Genomic DNA, 18,787 nt, shown 5'->3' on the forward strand with positions numbered 1-18,787 from the left:
AAATTACAGTTTTCGAGCACAGATCAATTAATTCCCAAAAATGGGAATTATGAAATAATTATACCGTTGCCTAAAATTCGAATTGTCGTAGATTCAGGTTTTAAAATTACAACTTGTTGTTTTTGTTTACATACAATTGGTTTTTCAAATGTTAATTGTAATGGAGACAGAGACGTAAACTTTGCAGCTTTGATTTGTAACCCAATACAAACAAGACACCCTTGGTTTTCAGTTATTTCATTTTTGTAAAAAGGATTTTTTTGAAAATCAATCTCTATTTTGTTTTTTACCTCAACTGTATCCTCTTCGGAAATGACATCACCACGTCCAACCTCATCAGGTTTTACACCTTTGACTGCGAGTCCAACTCTAGCAGGATAAACTGATTCTTCAACAGGATCATCATGCATTTGAATTGATTTTATCAACACATCAGTTCCTAAAGGATATAGTTTTAGATTATCGTACTGTTTAATTTTTCCACTTGTCACTTTACCTAAAATTACGGTTCCAACTCCCTTTACATCAAAGCAATGGTCTATAACCATTTCAGAGGGGCCTTCATTTGAAATAGGTTCTAGTTTATCCATTTCTTCTTTAATTTTATCTTGATCAACTCTTCGATATTTTTCAACTACGGTTCCTTTAATCATGGCATTTAGTTTAAACTCATCTACATCAAATGTGTGGGATAGAATTCCTTTTTCTTTTTTTAAAGAGTCAAGTGCAATGATTTGTTCTCCAGTAAATTTGTCTAACACGTCAACATGAAATATTACATATTCTGCTAGATTAATTGCTTGAAATAACGGTTGTATTTTGTCTGGAAATCCATTTGGAATAACCCATGTTTTAATTATATCAGATTCTTTTCGGTCATAAAGTGTAAGATCAGTTTCAGTTCCCTTTTTGCCAAACTCAGATGCAATGTCTTGTTTTCCCAAGACGACAAAGTTAATGGATTTTACCATACTAAAATTTCAAAACTAGATACTAAAAACCATACGAAAAGAAAATCATGGAAAGGTATTCAGTGTTGCAACATAACTTGCAAACCTATGGTTTTTTGGTTTGACTAATTTCTGATGATACTTACTTACAGGTTTTCCAATTGCCCCATCCAATCCAAGTGGCCCTAAAACATGTTTTTCTTTATTTGCCCACATCAAAACTTCATCAGTTGGCGCATAGTAATTTATGATTTTTTTATTAACAATATTTTGAAGTAGTTTACCATATTTCTTTGAAGATGGTACATCATCTTTAATTGAAGCTCCAAAAAAATATACACTTTCTACAACACCAAAATTTTGTTTCTTTTTTGCAAGATATTCAACAGTACTCAGAATAACTTGAGAGCCTAATGAATGTCCCATTAGTCTAATCTTTGTTTTTGGACTTGATTCTTTAAAGTCTTCAATAAACTGTCCTAGGTTATGCCCGTTCTTTTTTGCAATATTTTGCCCTACAGAAAGTGCATGTTTTGCATATTTGATTAAATGTGCACCTGTAGTGTTAGAATCATAGCTAAACCCAATAACAGGAAAAAAATAACCTAGTCGACGCAATCTGTTGCGTGCTAGAAGAACTTTTGCAACAGCACCAGTACTGTCATTTCTCAAGCCATGAATCATTATAGTAAATTCTTTTAAGCCAATTAATTTTTGAAAATCTTTTTTTGGGTAAAGATAATAGTCGTTTTTCTTTAATGTTTTTCCAGTTTTAAGATCATAGTATCCCCTAGTTGAAATTCTTGGAATAGGTTTCATATTATACTGAAGGTCCTAATTGTTTTTTGTATTTTTCAATATCAGACTCTTCAACTCTTGCAAACAATGGAGATGAATCGCCAAGGACATGATTTGAAGAAACGCCTAAAACAGACATATCATTCCAACTTTGTGCATTCACTTTACCATCCAATGCAAGCTGAGTCCAGATGTTTTGAGCAGAATCAGGAATAAACGAAAATGTGGCTATTGCCAAGCTCCTAACAGCATTGACTGAGAGATAGACACAATTTGCAGTGCCCGGACCTTTTTTCCAAGGCTCTTTGTGTTGAAAATATTGGTTAAAGTATGACGAGAACTCCATAATTTTCTTTAGTGCCCTATCAAGATGATTTTGCTCCATTAATGCACCAACTTCTGATGCAAGATTCTTGATTTTTTGTTCTGCTTCAGAATCTTTCTCATCAAAGTTTTCAGGTTCAGGGATTTTTCCATCAAATGCCTTTTTTGTAAATCCTAATGCACGATTTACAAAGTTTCCAAGATTTCCAATTAGTTCAGAGTTGATTCGTGTTGTAAAGTCATCCCAATCAAAATTCAAGTCATCTTGAGAATAAGGATTAATCGATACAAGATAAAATCGAAGATAATCAGCAGGGTAATATTCTAAAAATTGTTTTAATCCAATATACCAATTTCTACTCTTTGAGATTTTTTTTGCTTGCAGTGTAAGATGCCCCCTAGTTGGAATATAGTCAGGGAGTTTGTATTCACTATCAATTCCCAATCTCATTGCAGGTAAGAAAAGATAATGATGGTACACAATGTCTTTTCCAATAAAATGATAAATGTCAGCAGAATTCCAAAACTCTTTTCCATCAATGCCTTTATCATTTAGAAATTTTAGTGCAGTTGAGATATATGCCAAATGATTATCAAACCAACCATAAAACACCTTATCCTTTGCATCATCAAGTGGGACAGGAACCCCCCAAGTAATATCTCGAGTAATATCCCAATCAATCAATCCAGATTTTATCCAGTTTTGAACATATTTTTTGACATCTTTTTGAAGATGTTCATTTTCATCTAACCACTTAGAAAGAGAATCTCCAAAATTTTTGAGTTTGAAAAAATAGTGCGTTGTTTTTTCTTTTGTGGGAGGTTGATTACATAAAGAACATTTTGGGTTTGTAATTTCTTCAGGCACACGGCCACAACTCTCACAAAGATCAGAGTATTGGTCTTCAGCTTTACAGTAAGGACATATTCCTTTAACATATCTGTCAGGCAAGAATTTTTTATCATTGTTGCAATAGAACTGTATGATCTCTTTCTCATAGATGTGTCCTGCAGCATTTAATTTTTTAAACACATCTTGAACAAATTTGATATTTTCAGGAGAGCTGGTCTTGTAGAAATAATCAAACCCAATGTTAAATGCACTAAAGTCTTCAAAATCACGCTTATTCCAATGTTCAACATATTCTGCAGGAGTTTTTCCTTCTTTTTCAGATTGAATTAGAATAGGAGTTCCAAAATCATCAGATGCACATACATAATACGCCTCAACCCCATTTTGTTTTAGAAATCTGGTTGTAACATCTGCAGGCAAATATGTAGATGCAACATGCCCTAGGTGAATTTCCCCATTTGCATAAGGTAATGCACTAGTAATGATAGCTCTTTTGTTCATCAGATATTCTCAAAAGCAGTGTTGGGGTTAAGAAGTTTTACCAGCTGTTTGCATATTTTACTTGTTCAGGTGTAAGTTTATCGATTTTTACATCCATGGCCTTTAGGGCATCAACTGCAACTTGAGTATCAATCTCTTGGGGCACATTGATAATTTTTTTTTCCATTTTTTTGTGATTTTTGAGAATATACATCACAGATAAAATCTGGTTTGAGAATGATTGCGCCATTACTTCTGGAGGATGTCCTTCAGCTGCAACCAAGTTTGCAAGACGTCCCTGTCCAATCAAATAGACTTTCTTTCCATTTTTCAAAACACATTCATCAAGAGAAGGTCTGACTTCTTTGACAGACTTTGATTTCTTTAACAAAAATTCACTGTCAATTTCTACATCAAAGTGTCCAACATTTCCCATGATGGCACCATCTTTCATTTTTAGAATGTGTTCTTTTCTAATTACGCTAGTCATTCCAGTACATGTGATAAAGATGTCGCCTAGTTTGGCAGCTTGTGCCATAGGCATTACTTCAAATCCATCCATATGAGCCTCAAGAGCTTTGATAGGATCAATTTCAGTTACAATTACTTTGGAGCCCATTCCGTGACATCGAGATGCAACACCACGTCCAACCCAACCATAACCTACAACCACAACACGTTTTGATGCCATAAGCAAATTCATGGCACGAAGATATCCATCAATTGTGCTTTGTCCAGTACCATATCTATTATCAAACATGTGTTTTGTGTATGCTTCATTTACCAGAATAACAGGATAACGTAATTTTCCTTGATTTTCTACTGCACGAATTCTAGTAACACCTGCAGTAGTTTCTTCAGTGGCGCCTAGAATATTCATATTCTTAAATCGCTTGTCAAAGTGAGCTTTGATGTTCATATCAGCACCATCATCTGTGAGAATTGTGGGTTTGTGTTTTAAGACTTGGTCAATACACCAATCATAATCTTTGACAGATTGTCCATTCCATGCATACACATGAATTCCTTGTGATGCTAAAAATGCTGCAATATTGTCTTGAGTGGTAAGTGGATTTCCACCACAGCATGCAACGTTTGCACCAAGTTCTTTTGCACCAATTAACAATACTGAAGTTTCCTTTGTGATGTGAAGGCAAAATCCAAGTGTGATGCCTTTGAGTGGTTTTGATTTTTTAAATCTGTTAATAGTATTATCTAAAATTTGCATGTGAGATCTTGCCCATTCATAGGATAGTTTTCCTTCTTTGATCAGTTTTGGGCTAGACTTTACTTTGCTCATAGAATAAACCTCTAATGACGATATAAAACCCTATCATGCGAATGTAAATAAATGACAAAATTATCACTGAATCATTGACTTGGAAGAAGATTGCAGAAAAGGGAGACATTGATTCAGGCAAGGGTAAAGCATTCAAAATTGACGGGAAACAGATTGCAATTTTTAATCAAGATGGATATCATGCAATGGATGACCTATGTGTTCATCAAGACGGATCTATTGCACCAGGAAAACTTGATGGAGACATTGTAGAGTGCCCACTTCATTTCTGGCACTACAACATCAAAACAGGAGAATTGACAGACTATCTCAAAGATGTGAAATTAGAAACTTATCCTGTAGAAGCAAGAGATGATGGCATCTACGTAGACATTTAGAAATTTTTAGGCACAATTTTTATTCTCAGTTTTTACAAACGAAATATTGAATCAAGAAATTATCGATGAGATAAAAAATCAAGATTATGCTTCCATTACCAGTACAATTGAGAATTTTCTAGAAGAACAAATAAAGAAAAACAATGCAGAGGGGCTTATACTGGGATTAAGTGGAGGAATAGATTCTGCAGTTTTGACATACATTTGCAAAAGAAACCTCAAAGACAAAACACTAGCATTAGTCATGCCAGATACATCAATCACACCAAAAACAGAGACAGAGGATGCATTAAAGATGATTTCACTGACAGGAATACAGTACAAACTAATTGACATCAATCCAATAGTCAAAGAATATTCAATGTACTTGGAGCCAAACGAAAGAGCAAAGGGAAATCTACGTGCAAGAATTAGAACAAATATTTTGTATTATTATGCAAATGTCAAAAACTACCTTGTATTAGGTTCAAGTGATAAAAGCGAGTATTTGATTGGATATTTTACAAAATTTGGTGATGGAGCATCAGACATTACACCAATCATATCATTATACAAACTGCAAGTCAGAGAGATTGCAAAATATCTAGGAGTCCCAGAAAACGTAATTGCAAAAAAGAGCAGCCCTCATTTATGGAAAGAGCATGGAGCTGAAAGTGAATTAGGAGTATCATACGAAGATGTTGACTCTGTGCTTTATTGTTTATTTGACAAAAAATTGTCCATCAATGAAACTCAAAAACTCACCAATATTGAGAGTTCTACAATAGGAAAAATTCAGGAACTGCACAAAAACAGTGAACATAAAAGATTGCCTACTCCAAAACCATATGGCGAGTAGAGATGAAGATACAAGACACGTTATCAAATACAGAACAAGAACTAGACATTTCAAAAAAGGTCAAAATCTATCTGTGTGGCATAACAGTTTATGATGAATCACACATAGGCCATGCAAGAACAATCATAGTTTTTGATGTTCTTAGGAAATACCTAGAAGACAAAGGGATAGAGATTGAATTTATACAAAATTTTACAGATGTGGATGACAAAATAATCAATCGAGCCCAAGTAGAAAACACAACTGCAGAGGCAATAAGTACAAAATACATTGAGAATTATTTCAAAGATTTTGATGGATTAAACGTAAAACATGCAACAAACTATCCAAAGGCAACAGAACACATTGATGACATTATCAAGTTTATTGAAAAATTAATTGAAAAACAAATTGCATACGTTTCAAAGAACGGAGTATACTTTTCAGTATCAAAGTTTCCAGAATACGGGAAATTGTCAAAAAAGAAGATTGATGAACTAGAATCAGGTGCAAGAATCGAGGTTGATGAAGCAAAAAACAACCCATTAGATTTTGCAGTATGGAAATTCTCAAATACCAAACCAGTTTGGGATAGTCCCTGGGGGAAAGGTAGGCCTGGATGGCATATTGAATGCTCTGCAATGAGTGTAAAGTATCTTGGAGAAAATTTTGACATTCATGGAGGAGGAAGAGACCTGATATTCCCTCACCATGAAAACGAGATTGCACAATCTGAATCATGTACAGGTTCACAATTTGCAAAAATTTGGATGCATGTAGGAATGGTCACAATAGATGGAGACAAGATGTCAAAATCCATAGGAAACATAAAGTCAATTAAACATGTTTTAGAGAATTGGGGACCAAACATCATCAGATTGTTTTGTTTATCAGGACATTACTCAAAACCAATTGATTACTCTGAAGAATTACTAAAAGAAAATCTCATCAAATGGAGACAAGCTGAAACATGTTATTATGAATTGATTCATGCAAACAGTAAGAATAGTGAAAAGATAGATTCAACAATTAAGAAACTAGGCTTAGAATTTGACAAGGCATTAGAAGATGATTTTAACACTCACCTAGCATTATCGGCATTTTTCCAACTAGTCAAAGAGACAAACAGATTGGCAGCTGAAGAAAAACTAGGAAAGGAAGATGCACGAAAAATCAAACCAGAGTTTCAAAGAATGCTGAAAATTCTTGGATTAAACATACCAGAGATAACTGAAGAAACAAAACAAGAAATTGACAACATGATTGAAGATAGAGAAAAATTCAGACAAGAAAAGCAATTTCAAAAAGCAGATCAAATTAGAGACAGGCTAAATGAGATGGATGTTGAGTTAATTGATCATAAAGGAAAAACAATCTGGATGAAAAAGAAAACATCAAATCTGAAAACAAAAAAGAGAAGAATTAAGGATCAACCATTGCTAATTTATCCTCAATTCGATCATAGTATCCGTTTTGGTCCATAGCAGGAACATAAAATGTTGCAGAAATTACATCTCCAACACCTGCATCACAATCTGTTACAACAACAGAATGACCCAAAACAGACTCTCCAACACAGCCAAAATCAGTAACAGCGATGACTGACACATCCTCAGTAACTAGTGTTGGAACAATATTCCAAGGAGTGAGTGTGAAAACTAGTATTACTGAAGTTGCTGCAGCCAAAATTAGCATGAATTTTAGCCGTGGTGTTTTTTCGTGAGTTGTTTGTTGCATATCTCCTCACTCTAGTTTAGAGTTTACAAAATATAAGCAAGAGGTAATTTTTTCATCTAGTGCCAACTAATAAAAAAATTAGATTTTACAATGGCATTTTTTTTGTTTTAAGATTCGGATTTGTTTGTTGAGAGAATCAACAAACGTATCTTGTACAGATAGTCCCGTAGCTTTTCTTTTATCAAGAGGACTATGATGCAAATATCCACGGTGAATCATCTCAGCGACTAAAGCATTATGCCTGAAATAAAGAGCTTTTAATTTTCCCTTCCAACGAATTGTTTCAGGATGCATCGAATATCCTTTTTTGTGTTCAGTTACCACTGTCCATATTGCATGTAGTTCTCGGTGTTCACCTAACAAATGATTTTTACACAGTTTTTCTGGAGTGATGTCCCAAATTCTCATTTTATCAACTCGCTAAATGATACTTGTTTACAAACAACAACTTGACCATATCCCATAATGGAAAAATAATTTTTGGCATATTTAATAAAAAACAAAATCCAAAACTAGTGATAAAAAATAAAAAAGCTTTAGCTAATTTTGAAAAATTTACGCATAAAAAATTAGTTCAGTCTAATTAGTTTCATCTAATTTTCGAGTCGTTTAATAGAATCAGAAACTAAATTAGTCTATGAATGCATGGAGTAAGTTTTGGAAATGGTATGAAGATAAAATTCTTGGAAGCATAATCATAATTGCAATTATTCAATTTATTCAAATCCCACATATGGTATGGAATGCAGATATTATGTTAGAAGCGGGTTTTGTCTCAAGAGTGCACCCCGTAATTGATTGGTTTTTGTACGGAGTAGATTTGATTGAGATAATATCAATTGTCAATGTTGGCATGATCATGTTTAGCCTAATTAAAAAAAGACAGGCATCAAAAAAACGTGTAGAATTAAATCAAGTATAAACTATTTTTCCTTACCTTGCCAGATGACTCTTTGTGGGAATGGTATCTCTATTCCAGCCTTATCTAGAGCAAGCTTGGCATGTTTGAGCAAAATAGGTTGTACTTCACTCCAATCCTCACGTGGATGCCACACCAAAATGGTGATATTCACACTAGAATCAGCTAATGCTTCAATTCGGAACTCAGGTTTGGGAACTTGTAATACAAAGGGCATGAAATCTCGAATTTCGTTTTCAATTTCACGAATTGCATGTTCTATTTTTTCGGAATATGCAATTCCAACAGTTACCTCTGCACGTCTCACAAGCGAGGAAGTCAATGTACGAATGTTGGATGTGAAAAATTTTTCGTTCGGAATTCGCATTAGAGTTCCATCAAATTTCCTCACCCGACTAGAAAAAGTAGAAATATCAACCAAAGTTCCAGAAATCCCCATATCAGGCAATTCAATAGTATCACCTTGTTTGGCAGGTTTTTCCATCAGTAAAAATATTCCAGATATCAAGTTTGAAACCACCGATTGTGTTGCAAATCCTATAACAACTGCAAAAATTCCACCTGCAACCAATAGTCCAGATAAATCAAGTCCTGTAGAGGAGGTAAAAATCAAAAATGAGAGGATGATTATTCCATAGTAAATTAATTTACCAATATTTTTTGCAGAATCTTGAGTAAGAGATGAAGCATAATATTTGTTAAACAAAAGACGAATGGTTCGAGCAACAATGAAACCAACTGCCATAATAATACCTCCAACAAATAATGAAAGAATTGTCAACCCACCAATAAGTTCCATTTCAGATAGGCTATCAAAAAATTCCAAAACCATTAGTCTAGTCCCATCTCCATATGTGTTTTAGTAGTTGTAAATTCCCAAGTGGGGGATTGAGTCCACGTAGTTTCAATCTGTTCTTTATTGACACCAATTATATCAGTACGTCCTCGTTTTTTCAAAACTGCAACCAAACCATCAAAAATTGCTTGCCTTTCATCATAATAAATAGAATTATCGGTAATTGGAAAAATAATTTTTCCAAGAGAGTGACTCATACCTAATTCATTTTTTATCAAAATTTTCATTATGCCATTTACATAAGGGGTTGAATCTTCATGAGAGTCAACAATTTGGGTGTTAAAGTATTTACACAAGATTCCAGTGTCAGGAGATCCATACAACCCAAAACGAGAGTTAGTAGGATTACAAGTAAACCAATCAAGGGAGTCTTTTTGATGATCAGTGATAATGAAAAGGCCAATTTCTATAGGACATTGAACAAAGACAGTGGCAGCAGAGTTTTCAGGAAGGAAAATATCCTTATCAAACTGCAAAAATACGTGTCTAGTTCTTCTTGCAGGATGGTTTAGAGGCCTTATTGGAGATATCTCAATTTTCAAAGTTTTTGAGGTTACAGGGATAATTTTTTTCAATATGTTTTCCTTCAGAGTTTACTCGGTCATAAGAGAATACCTTTGGGGAAACTTTTTCAAACTTTATTTCAGTGTCAGGAAAGATCAAAGATAAACTATCAGATATTTCATAAATACCATATTTTGAAAATCCGTCAGTATTTTGAATTTCAGTCATCTTTTCATTTTTTTATGTCAAATCCAGAATTTATGCTCTCTTATTTAGATAGATCAGAGAATAATCTTCAAAATATTTAAAAAAAAGTAGAAAGTGATAACTCACTCTAGATTTAGAGGAATATTTGCAGTGCCAAAGTTTTCATTAATTCTAAACACATATTCTTTTGAAGAATCATATTCAAACTCGGTTCCTCCATATCCAATGTTTGGCCCAAAGAGAATGTTAAATTCTCTTGCATCACCAGGATTCAGTACAATTTGCCCGCTGGTAAAGTCCATACCAGAATATTTGAATGCCTTTGAACCATCCCATACATCATATGCACATATTTGAGGACTAGTGCAATTTAGAGCAGCGATTTCAGAACTTGTGTTTTCAGCAAGCATGCGAATTGACAACAAAGGTTGTCCAGTAGAAGTAATCTCAAATTCATTTCCATTAGAACCAATTCCAGTCCAATAATATGTGATTGGTCCTAAATCAAATTTTTGAGCATTGGATGTGTATTCATATATTTTGATAGCTTGTTTGAGAGGTTTTTCGCAATCTAGTCTTTTGTAGGCTTTGGCAATTTCAGCACATTTTTCAAGTTCAGCTTCTAGTGCGGCTAATTTTGAATCAACGTTTTTTGGTTCTTCAGATACTATTTGTGAGGATTCAGATGGTACTGAAATCAATCCAAATGCAATCAAATGTTGGATGCCATTAACAAACTCACCATCAGATATGACCCCATCTGCCCACCAGCCTGCATTGTTCTTAACCCAGTCCGGTACACCTTCTGCAGATTCAGAAGACACTGCAGTAGCAGGAACGGTAATTATTCCCTCAGAAATTAAAAATGAGATTCCCGTAAGAAATTCAGATTCAGATATGACCCCATCTGCCCACCAGCCTGCATTGTTCTTAACCCAGTCCGGTACCTCAGCATACGCATAGGTAGTCGTTGCAATCAGCATAATTGCAGTTAGTGCAGTTATCGTGGTTTTCATTAACGTAAATTTGCTTTCATTGTATATAAGCTAGTGGCAAATAATTTTTCTAGTGCTAAATTATGAAAGTTAAGACATTAAGACTAGTGGCAATTATGTTTCAGGTTGTTCTTCTTTAAATTCAAACAAAATCGATTTTTTTAGATGACTAAAAAAAATATTGCAAGCACATCAAGATTATCTGAGCAAGAAATCACAGAATACATCCTAGATAGATTCAAAGACGTAAAACAAGGAAAAATCAAAGACCTCGTTTCATTTCAAGCCATGAACAAATACATGATTATGGCACACAGTCAAATCGAATTAAAAATTTTGGGAAATATTGTGGCCAGTTATAAGAAAACATCATTATCAGATATAATGTCAGAATATGAAAAGCACCTAAAAATTGCTTTAGAAAAACAACCAACTACTAAATCACATTATAATGTAATAATGCATATTTTTGGACATTTTTCAAAAAACTTTAGCCAAACAGAAAAAGAGCAATTTTTTAAATTGTTTTACAGATTTAGAGAGGGAGAAATAACCATAGGTGAAATTTTGTCTGAGATAAATCAAATTATTTTTCGATTCAACAACACATATCTTGCAAACCAAACATATTTTCTCCTATATTCAGATCAACAGACAAGAAATTTGTTTCACATATTATCACAAATGAATCTAGAAAAAATCTGAAAGTGGTTTTTGCCGCATTAATTTTGATATATTTCCATGAGATAGCCATTCAGATTTACTAATACTCATTTTTTCTGAGGCTAAAATCAAAGCATGTTCAAAATCATTTGCAGTAACAGGAGTTTGTTTCATCGCTTCTCGAATACCCTCCCTTACCTGCCAAACACCTACAGGAATAGCATATTCAGGCCGAATTTCTCTTAAAATGACCACACCAGATTGAATTCCATTCTCATGAAGATACTCCAGAACTCCTAATTTTGCAGCAAAATAGGCTCCTGCGATAGCAGGAGGATGATCAATTCCCCTAGCATCTTCATAGTCAGAACCAAACCCGAGAATTCCATTAGAATACCAAGCTTCAATCATTTCATAGATCCACCTATGAGGAAATAAAACAACAGAGAAATGATTTCCAAGATGAGTATAAGAAAAAACCTTACAAGAATCAATTAATCCATAATCCAAAACTTCATCAGCAAGAGATTTTGAAATGATGTCATCAGTGGCAGTTATACTCCATTTGGTTGGAACCAGTTTTCGTTTTTGTCCAAGCATTCCAATGCTAAAACATTTTTGAATCTTTGAAATGTCAATTCCAGAATTATACAAATTCAAAACTGCATCTTGTGCATTCAAGTCTTTATCATAAAATGTCTTTTCAATTGATCTTACAGAAGTAGTTCCAGAAAATTTTGCAGATTTTATTTCACCAATAGGTCCAAAAGGAGCACTTTCACCATCTAGAGAGATGTTAGAAGATACAGATTTTTGGAAAATTAGATCAGAGCCAGTAGGTTTTGAAGACATTGTAACTTCTTGAAGACTTTCAATGTAACGTCCATCAGTTTTATCAATAGACATTTTTTGTGTTCCACGAACTAAATTCAATCTAAAGTTTACAATTTCTTCTAAAGATTTTCCTATCCATTTTTCAGGATTGTCAAGAAGGCTTGTATCACCATGGATTGGAGGAACCATCGGACCAACAAAGACTTTGGGATAATTGTATGATCCTACAAATACAGAAGGGGGACTAGTTCCACTAATAGAATCAGAGGAAAATAAGTTGCCATATTTTGATAATGATTCATGCCACTTTGCCAAGATAGAACGACGAATATCCTGAGAATTAGAAGACATTGAAATTGGTGCTCAATCTGTGCCTAATAACTTGACTAATGATGTTAGTTGACGGAAGGTTAACACCGTTTATTCGGGATCTTCAGACTCTCTTTCACGTCCACATTGAGGACAAACAGTTTGGTTTTGCCATAACTCCTTACCACAATTCCTACAAGACTGAGGTTTCATATAGAAGATACAACAAGATTGAATTTAAAAACTTCTACATATCTAAAAAGTTGATGGCAATAAATAGAATAGTTTCTTTCTTGCCTAGTGCAACAGAGTTACTATATGAGTTTGGGGTTCAAGATAAACTGTTTGGAGTCACACATGAATGTAAATTTCCACATGAAGCTATTTTCAAACCACAAATAATTGACACTGTAATAGATTCTGAAAAACTATCCAGTGATGAAATCAACACACAAACATGTCAATTACTAAAAAATGGAAAAGATATTTTTGTGTTAAATGAAAAAAATCTGCTAAAAGCAAATCCAGACATGATTATTTCACAAGAAACTTGCGAAGTTTGTGCAGCATATAATAACCAAGTAAACAAAGCATTGCAGATTCTCGAAAACAAGCCCATAATCTACTCAATGGATCCACACAACATACAAGAAATCATAGAATCAGTTACAAAGTTAGGGATGATTTTAGAAAAGGAATCTAGAGCAAAAGAGATTACAGATTTACTTGAAAAAAGAATTTTGAGTATAAAAAATAAACAAACTAAAAACAAACCACGAGTACTTGCAATTGAGTGGTTAGAACCATTTTTTACCGCAGGTCATTGGGTTCCAGAAATGGTCCAAATTGCAGGAGGGGTGAATCTAATAAGCAAGACAGGTGAACATTCAAGACGTATGGAATTTCAAGAGATATTAGATTCAGACCCAGACATTATTGTTTTAATGCCATGTGGGTTTGATGTAAAACGTACAATTTCTGAGTTTGAAATCATGTTGAGAGAGAACAAAGCATGGAATAGTCTCAGAGCAGTAAAAAACAAAAGAGTTTTTGCAGTAGATGCAAATTCATTTTTTAGCAAACCCAGTATCAGAACAATTGAGGGGGTTGAGATATTAGCAAAAATTTTTCATCCAGAAATATACGATGATGTAAAAATTCCAAAAACATTCCAAAATATCAAAATTTGATTATTATTTCAAATTTTGTTCTGCAGATGCAGATGCCACAGGAGTAGCATTAACTGGATCAACTGTTACTTTTACGGTATCAGTATCTTGTCTGCCGTTATTATCAAATACCTTTAACTCAAACACTAGAACCTTAATTTCACCATTTGCAACTGTAGGAGTAGTAAATATAGGAGTAACACTAGACTTTGAGGACAGCGTCACTGCCTCACCTGCTATTTGAGTCCAAGAATATGATAAAGGTTGGTTTTCAGGATCATGGCTACCACGTCCATCAAGAGAGACTTGGATTTTTTCATTTACTATCATATCATTGCCAGCATCAGCAACAATATCCAGATTAAGAGTATTCCTTACAGTCAAAGTAAGACTATCAGAAGCACTGAGAGTACCATCACTAACAGTACAAGTCAAGATAATTTTAGAATCACCTACAACATTTGGAGTTTTCACTAAAGTATTTCCACTTGAAGGTTCAGTGAAAACAACATTAGATGAAGAAGACCAAGAAAATGTGAGTGCGTCACCATCAGGATCAGTTCCACTACACATTATGTTTACCAAAGTATTTTCATCAACAGTTCTATCATCACTTACAGTTGCTGTAGGTGCACTGTTTTCAGGAGATACAAACACTACAACCTGATCAAAAGCTTTTTGATCAGCAGTGTCAGTAACTGTTAGTTGGAAAGACAAACGTTTGGATTCAGAAGGCATTACTTCAGGAGCAACAAAGCTTAGAGTTTTACCAGATTTATCAAAAGTCACAAGGTCTCCAGACAATTGTTTCCATGAGAAGGTTAGAGGATCACCGTCTGCATCAGAACCAGAGCCAATTATAGTAACAGGGCTACCACTTACAACACGTCTGTCAGGACCAGCTGAAGCATTTGGAGGAGAATTCCTGTTAGTGACGACAATGTTTACATCATCAGAATCAGAATTACCATGAACATCAGTTACAGTAAGCTCAAAGACTAAAGTTTCAGAGTCAGAACTAATTTGAGGAGAGAAGAAATAGATCGAAAATGATGCTCTTTCATAGAATTTCACCACAGGTCCAGATTTTTGGCTCCAAGAATATCTTATGCTATCACCATCAGGATCAGTTCCAGTTCCCAATAATTTTACAAGAACATTTTCAGGTACGTTTTGATTAGGTCCTGCATCAGCAATTGGGGAACCATTGGAAGGAAGTACTTTAACCATTGCCAAAGCATTTGCATATCCGTTTCCAGGTGAATAACCAGTTACTTGGAAGGAAAGTAGTTTTTCAGTGTCTCCAACTTGAGGTGCAATAAATTCTACTTCGGGACCAATAAAAGAGCTAATAGATGCAGAAGGTCCTAACAACTGAACCCAAGAAAATCTAATGTCTGATCCATCTACTGTTTGGCCTGTAGCAGTGAGAGTCACCCTTTCACCTTCATAAACAGTTTGCAGGGGTCCAGCATCAACAGTGATTCGTCTGTTGTCAATAAGATTTGAAAACAAGTACACATTTACACTATCTGTTGCAGTACCACCAAATCCGTCATCAACAGTTACTTGAAATGACAAAGGTTCAAAATCAGAAAAATCAAGATAAATGGGCTGGAATGTAATATGTTTATTGTCGGTGTATACAAGTTCTACTTCTTGTCCACCAGTTTGTTTCCACTGATAAGTTAGTACATCACCATCAGGATCATGTGCTGAAGGAAAGATACTCATTACATGAACACCAGGCAATGCAACTTTATCACGTCCAGCATCAACTTGAGGTGCATGGTTTACAGGATTAACAACTACTTCAACAATATCAGAATGACTTGCCCCAATAGGGTCAGTAACTGTCAATTCAAAAGTTAAAACCTTAATTTCACCATTTGCAACTGTAGGAGCCATAAATGTGGGTTCAGGAATAGAATAAGAAGAAAGAACTACAGGTTCGCCATAGATTTGAACCCATTTAAAGACAAGTTTATCATGATCAGCATCAAATCCTTCGCCAAGTAAGGTCACCATCTTATTTTCAACAACATCAATAGATTCTATCTGTTGAGCAAATGAATCAGAAACTCCAATTACAACAAACAAAGATAATACTAAAGGTAATAGAAAAAAACCATTCATTATAAATTAGTTATCGTTATCATATAAAACCATGATCGTGGAAATTCAACGAAAGTATATTATGTACTAGAAACATGGCTCAGATTTTTTTAAACAATGTTTAACGCGTTAAAAGAATACAAAATTAGATAGGTTTTCCCCTATATTGATAATCAATGACTTTGTGAAATAAATTGTGAGAGGCAATCACAGTTAGCATTACCGCAATCATTCCAATAAAATTTCTTACCATTACCAATTCGTTTAAAGTATTTTCAATGTTTGGGATTTCAAAAAACACATAGTAACTGTCAATCATCCAGAATACCAAAGTTACCCACGACGAGAATCCGGCAATCAAGTAACCTAAACGAGTTTTATTATGAATTAGAATTATTGAAGAAAATATCGCAATATACCAAAACGAAGAGCCCATTAGCCATAAAGGCTGATAAACATCAGATCTATTATCCAGCCAATAGTAGCTTGAACCAACAACAGCTAATGTAAAAAGAGAAACTTGAATTAGCATTTGGTTTATTTTGAAACCTGTTTTTTCTTCTTTTTGTTCCATTTCAGGAGGATCTAATTCCATCTCTTTTGTTGCAATATCAATTGCTTCATGAACGGACTTTAGACGCACAGGTATGATTTTTTTTATTGAATCATCAGTTACAACAGTATCATGAACTAAACTATCAATCAAAGGTCTTGCAAGCGATGCTTTGACAGGAGTAATAAGATCAACCCAGTAAGAAGACAACCTAGTTGTTAAAAATGGAATATGCAGTACAAACAGATTTTTGTTGATATATGTTGAATACACACGCATTAATTCTTCATAAGTCATTTTGTCAGGCCCTCCTATCTCAAAGATCTTTCCTACTGTTTCAGGTTTTGAAAGAGATTCAGCCAAATAGTAAATCACATCATCTACTGCAATTGGTTGAGCTAACGATTTTACCCAAGAAGGGCACACCATAATTCTTAATCTTTCAACAAGATAACGAAGCATCGCATATGAACCACCCTTTGCACCAATAATTATAGAAGCCCTAAACTCAGTTACAGGAATATTTCCGGATGCAAGTATTTCTCCAACCTCCTTTCTACTACGCATGTGTGGAGAAAGTTCTAAACTATCATTTACTAATCCACCAAGGTAAATAATTCTCTTAACTCCCGATTCCGTTGCAGATCTAAGAAAGTTTTGAGCTTGAATTTTTTCTCTTGTAACAAATTCTAGCCAATTACCTTTATCACCTTCCATTGAATGAAGTAAATAAAATGCAGTATCAATTCCAGACATTGCATTTTTTAATTCATCAAATTTGAAAACATCTGCCTGAACATATTTTATTTTTTCACTATCAGGTAATTGTTTTCTAGTTAATCCTTTTACAGAATATCCTAAAGAAGACAATAATGAAATCAATCTAGAGCCAATAAAACCAGTTGCCCCCGTAACTAATATGGAGAAAGGCCTGGAACTATATGCATTATTTATTGAAAGTGTTTCTTTCATTCATTCATACACCAACAGATGTTTTTTTTTTGTTTGAGACTATTTAACTAGTGATAATAATAAATTCTAGTGATAAATCAATGAGATTTTTTCTTAATTTAGGAACAAATTTGAAGCATGTTTCTCTAAAAGTGAAATATTAGCACTAGAAATTTGGGTTAGCATTAGTTATATAATATAGCATTAAAAAAAAGCATGGTCTACATACGAGCTAAAAAGGTCAAATCAGATCAGTATCTGTATTTAGTCAAAAGCGTATGGGATTCAAAAAAAAGTACATCAAAACAAGAAATCATAAAATATCTAGGAAAGGCATCTGAGGTCGTTAAAGATGACATTCCAATAGATTATAGAAACGACCCTAAGGTGTTATCAGTTTTAGCATCTTACAATCCAAAAGATATCAAAAAAAGAGAGGACGCAACAAAAAAATCAAAACAGCAATTATACAAAAAATTAACAGAAGGAAATATTCAAGACTCGATAAAAATTTATGAAGAATATACAAAAATATTCAACATACCAGATTTTTTTGACAGAATTTTAAAACCAATAATGTGTAGGATTGGAGACGAGTGGGAAACAGGGAAAATCAGCATAGCAACTGAGCATGTTGCAAGTAACGTTGCACAAACACTAGTAAAAATAATCATGGAACAAGTTACAGGTTCTGCAAGCAAGAAAAAAATTCTCATTTGTGTTCCAATAGGTGAAGAGCATCATCTTGGGTGTGATGTTTTAGAAACATACCTGTCCATAAAAGGATTCAAAATATACAATATGAGAACTTCAATGCCAACTGAATCAATACTGGGTTTTATAGATAACAACAATCCAGACGTGGTCTTAGTGTCAATTACATTGGAAGATAATCTTTTAGCAGGACAAAGACTAGTTAAAAAAATCAAGGACCATGCAGATATACCAGTATTAATCGGAGGATATGCACTGCAAGCAAGGAAAATTCCAAAGTTTTTAGGAGATGTGATTCCAGATTGTGGTCTTGAAGAACTTCCAAAAATTTTAAGAAGAAACTAACATTGCTTTTATTTAGA

At 34.1% G+C, this 18,787-nt stretch carries 21 protein-coding genes; 7 read left to right on the forward strand and 14 right to left on the reverse strand.

Annotation, left to right across the window (positions count from 1 at the left end):
• Positions 1 to 47 precede the first annotated feature (47 nt).
• The 4 genes from NKOR_RS05425 to NKOR_RS05440 are packed head-to-tail and all read right to left on the reverse strand — an operon-like array spanning position 48 to position 4,705.
• Complete coding sequence (locus NKOR_RS05425; protein ID WP_014963360.1) at positions 48 to 971, reverse strand: EF-Tu/IF-2/RF-3 family GTPase; 924 nt, start codon at positions 969 to 971, stop codon at positions 48 to 50.
• 45 nt (positions 972 to 1,016) lie between these two features.
• A complete protein-coding gene (locus NKOR_RS05430; protein ID WP_014963361.1) occupies positions 1,017 to 1,769 on the reverse strand; it encodes a DUF726 domain-containing protein in 753 nt (250 codons plus the stop codon).
• Position 1,770: 1 nt separating this feature from the next.
• A complete protein-coding gene (gene metG / locus NKOR_RS05435) occupies positions 1,771 to 3,426 on the reverse strand; it encodes a methionine--tRNA ligase (RefSeq protein ID WP_014963362.1) in 1,656 nt (551 codons plus the stop codon).
• Between the two features lie 37 nt (positions 3,427 to 3,463).
• Entirely contained in the window at positions 3,464 to 4,705 is a 1,242-nt protein-coding gene (locus tag NKOR_RS05440; RefSeq protein WP_014963363.1) for an adenosylhomocysteinase, read from the reverse strand.
• Positions 4,706 to 4,779: 74 nt separating this feature from the next.
• On the opposite strand from NKOR_RS05440, the gene NKOR_RS05445 reads away from it, so the two are divergent.
• From NKOR_RS05445 to cysS, 3 genes are read left to right on the forward strand one after another with little or no spacing between them, the layout of a single operon-like run.
• The gene (locus NKOR_RS05445) at positions 4,780 to 5,082 is read left to right on the forward strand and encodes a Rieske (2Fe-2S) protein (protein ID WP_014963364.1); all 303 of its coding nucleotides are present in this window, start codon (positions 4,780 to 4,782) and stop codon (positions 5,080 to 5,082) included.
• Positions 5,083 to 5,128: 46 nt separating this feature from the next.
• On the forward strand, positions 5,129 to 5,920 hold the full coding sequence (locus NKOR_RS05450) for an NAD+ synthase (RefSeq protein ID WP_014963365.1): 792 nt from the start codon (positions 5,129 to 5,131) through the stop codon (positions 5,918 to 5,920).
• A 2-nt stretch (positions 5,921 to 5,922) separates the two neighbouring features.
• Positions 5,923 to 7,383 (forward strand): cysteine--tRNA ligase, encoded by a 1,461-nt coding sequence (cysS, locus tag NKOR_RS05455; protein WP_014963366.1) that lies wholly within the window; start codon positions 5,923 to 5,925, stop codon positions 7,381 to 7,383.
• Here the strand turns inward: cysS and NKOR_RS05460 are convergent.
• Both NKOR_RS05460 and NKOR_RS05465 read right to left on the reverse strand, forming a co-directional pair.
• Positions 7,322 to 7,636 carry a hypothetical protein gene (locus NKOR_RS05460; RefSeq protein WP_016939217.1) on the reverse strand — a complete coding sequence of 105 codons (315 nt, stop codon included), beginning with the start codon at positions 7,634 to 7,636 and terminating at the stop codon, positions 7,322 to 7,324. The two genes, cysS and NKOR_RS05460, sit on opposite strands and share 62 nt — an antisense overlap.
• A 78-nt stretch (positions 7,637 to 7,714) precedes the next feature.
• On the reverse strand, positions 7,715 to 8,044 hold the full coding sequence (locus NKOR_RS05465; protein ID WP_014963368.1) for a pyrimidine dimer DNA glycosylase/endonuclease V: 330 nt from the start codon (positions 8,042 to 8,044) through the stop codon (positions 7,715 to 7,717).
• 229 nt (positions 8,045 to 8,273) lie between these two features.
• Here NKOR_RS05465 and NKOR_RS05470 point away from each other — a divergent pair, with 229 nt between their 5' ends.
• Positions 8,274 to 8,558 (forward strand): hypothetical protein, encoded by a 285-nt coding sequence (locus NKOR_RS05470; protein ID WP_014963369.1) that lies wholly within the window; start codon positions 8,274 to 8,276, stop codon positions 8,556 to 8,558.
• A gap of 1 nt (position 8,559) precedes the next feature.
• Here NKOR_RS05470 and NKOR_RS05475 read toward each other — a convergent pair whose 3' ends face one another.
• The 4 genes from NKOR_RS05475 to NKOR_RS05490 form a co-directional block, all read right to left on the reverse strand.
• Positions 8,560 to 9,387 (reverse strand): mechanosensitive ion channel family protein, encoded by an 828-nt coding sequence (locus NKOR_RS05475; RefSeq protein ID WP_014963370.1) that lies wholly within the window; start codon positions 9,385 to 9,387, stop codon positions 8,560 to 8,562.
• Entirely contained in the window at positions 9,387 to 9,953 is a 567-nt protein-coding gene (locus NKOR_RS05480; RefSeq protein WP_014963371.1) for a DUF432 domain-containing protein, read from the reverse strand. Before NKOR_RS05480 ends, NKOR_RS05475 begins: the two co-directional genes overlap by 1 nt.
• Positions 9,943 to 10,143 (reverse strand): hypothetical protein, encoded by a 201-nt coding sequence (locus tag NKOR_RS05485; RefSeq protein ID WP_014963372.1) that lies wholly within the window; start codon positions 10,141 to 10,143, stop codon positions 9,943 to 9,945. Before NKOR_RS05485 ends, NKOR_RS05480 begins: the two co-directional genes overlap by 11 nt.
• 101 nt (positions 10,144 to 10,244) lie before the next feature.
• The gene (locus NKOR_RS05490) at positions 10,245 to 11,138 is read right to left on the reverse strand and encodes a hypothetical protein (protein ID WP_014963373.1); all 894 of its coding nucleotides are present in this window, start codon (positions 11,136 to 11,138) and stop codon (positions 10,245 to 10,247) included.
• Positions 11,139 to 11,282: 144 nt separating this feature from the next.
• On the opposite strand from NKOR_RS05490, the gene NKOR_RS05495 reads away from it, so the two are divergent.
• Positions 11,283 to 11,822 carry a DUF1722 domain-containing protein gene (locus NKOR_RS05495; RefSeq protein WP_014963374.1) on the forward strand — a complete coding sequence of 180 codons (540 nt, stop codon included), beginning with the start codon at positions 11,283 to 11,285 and terminating at the stop codon, positions 11,820 to 11,822.
• Here the strand turns inward: NKOR_RS05495 and NKOR_RS05500 are convergent.
• A complete protein-coding gene (locus NKOR_RS05500) occupies positions 11,808 to 12,965 on the reverse strand; it encodes an Nre family DNA repair protein (RefSeq protein ID WP_026089971.1) in 1,158 nt (385 codons plus the stop codon). The genes NKOR_RS05495 and NKOR_RS05500 overlap by 15 nt on opposite strands.
• Before the next feature lie 69 nt (positions 12,966 to 13,034).
• Positions 13,035 to 13,136 carry a zinc-ribbon domain-containing protein gene (locus tag NKOR_RS10030; RefSeq protein ID WP_187146191.1) on the reverse strand — a complete coding sequence of 34 codons (102 nt, stop codon included), beginning with the start codon at positions 13,134 to 13,136 and terminating at the stop codon, positions 13,035 to 13,037.
• 53 nt (positions 13,137 to 13,189) lie between these two features.
• Here NKOR_RS10030 and NKOR_RS05505 point away from each other — a divergent pair, with 53 nt between their 5' ends.
• A complete protein-coding gene (locus NKOR_RS05505) occupies positions 13,190 to 14,113 on the forward strand; it encodes a cobalamin-binding protein (protein ID WP_026089972.1) in 924 nt (307 codons plus the stop codon).
• A 3-nt stretch (positions 14,114 to 14,116) separates the two neighbouring features.
• Here the strand turns inward: NKOR_RS05505 and NKOR_RS05510 are convergent, their stop codons facing one another.
• On the reverse strand, positions 14,117 to 16,228 hold the full coding sequence (locus NKOR_RS05510; RefSeq protein WP_016939221.1) for a PKD domain-containing protein: 2,112 nt from the start codon (positions 16,226 to 16,228) through the stop codon (positions 14,117 to 14,119).
• A gap of 124 nt (positions 16,229 to 16,352) precedes the next feature.
• A complete protein-coding gene (locus tag NKOR_RS05515; protein ID WP_014963378.1) occupies positions 16,353 to 17,732 on the reverse strand; it encodes an NAD(P)H-binding protein in 1,380 nt (459 codons plus the stop codon).
• A gap of 195 nt (positions 17,733 to 17,927) precedes the next feature.
• Here NKOR_RS05515 and NKOR_RS05520 point away from each other — a divergent pair, with 195 nt between their 5' ends.
• Positions 17,928 to 18,770 (forward strand): cobalamin B12-binding domain-containing protein, encoded by an 843-nt coding sequence (locus NKOR_RS05520; RefSeq protein ID WP_014963379.1) that lies wholly within the window; start codon positions 17,928 to 17,930, stop codon positions 18,768 to 18,770.
• Positions 18,771 to 18,787 lie beyond the last annotated feature (17 nt).

It is taken from the genome of Candidatus Nitrosopumilus koreensis AR1 (genome assembly GCF_000299365.1).
In the GTDB taxonomy this organism is placed as follows: Archaea; Thermoproteota; Nitrososphaeria; order Nitrososphaerales; family Nitrosopumilaceae; genus Nitrosopumilus; species Nitrosopumilus koreensis.

Coding starts and splice junctions, on each gene's coding strand:
- NKOR_RS05425 (WP_014963360.1), bottom strand. CDS start 971: ATGGTAAAATCCATTAACTTTGTCGTCTTGGGAAAACAAGACATTGCA.
- NKOR_RS05430 (WP_014963361.1), bottom strand. CDS start 1,769: ATGAAACCTATTCCAAGAATTTCAACTAGGGGATACTATGATCTTAAA.
- metG (WP_014963362.1), bottom strand. CDS start 3,426: ATGAACAAAAGAGCTATCATTACTAGTGCATTACCTTATGCAAATGGG.
- NKOR_RS05440 (WP_014963363.1), bottom strand. CDS start 4,705: ATGAGCAAAGTAAAGTCTAGCCCAAAACTGATCAAAGAAGGAAAACTA.
- cysS (WP_014963366.1), top strand. CDS start 5,923: ATGAAGATACAAGACACGTTATCAAATACAGAACAAGAACTAGACATT.
- NKOR_RS05460 (WP_016939217.1), bottom strand. CDS start 7,636: ATGCAACAAACAACTCACGAAAAAACACCACGGCTAAAATTCATGCTA.
- NKOR_RS05465 (WP_014963368.1), bottom strand. CDS start 8,044: ATGAGAATTTGGGACATCACTCCAGAAAAACTGTGTAAAAATCATTTG.
- NKOR_RS05470 (WP_014963369.1), top strand. CDS start 8,274: ATGAATGCATGGAGTAAGTTTTGGAAATGGTATGAAGATAAAATTCTT.
- NKOR_RS05475 (WP_014963370.1), bottom strand. CDS start 9,387: ATGGTTTTGGAATTTTTTGATAGCCTATCTGAAATGGAACTTATTGGT.
- NKOR_RS05485 (WP_014963372.1), bottom strand. CDS start 10,143: ATGACTGAAATTCAAAATACTGACGGATTTTCAAAATATGGTATTTAT.
- NKOR_RS05490 (WP_014963373.1), bottom strand. CDS start 11,138: ATGAAAACCACGATAACTGCACTAACTGCAATTATGCTGATTGCAACG.
- NKOR_RS05495 (WP_014963374.1), top strand. CDS start 11,283: ATGACTAAAAAAAATATTGCAAGCACATCAAGATTATCTGAGCAAGAA.
- NKOR_RS05500 (WP_026089971.1), bottom strand. CDS start 12,965: ATGTCTTCTAATTCTCAGGATATTCGTCGTTCTATCTTGGCAAAGTGG.
- NKOR_RS10030 (WP_187146191.1), bottom strand. CDS start 13,136: ATGAAACCTCAGTCTTGTAGGAATTGTGGTAAGGAGTTATGGCAAAAC.
- NKOR_RS05505 (WP_026089972.1), top strand. CDS start 13,190: ATGGCAATAAATAGAATAGTTTCTTTCTTGCCTAGTGCAACAGAGTTA.
- NKOR_RS05510 (WP_016939221.1), bottom strand. CDS start 16,228: ATGAATGGTTTTTTTCTATTACCTTTAGTATTATCTTTGTTTGTTGTA.
- NKOR_RS05515 (WP_014963378.1), bottom strand. CDS start 17,732: ATGAAAGAAACACTTTCAATAAATAATGCATATAGTTCCAGGCCTTTC.
- NKOR_RS05520 (WP_014963379.1), top strand. CDS start 17,928: ATGGTCTACATACGAGCTAAAAAGGTCAAATCAGATCAGTATCTGTAT.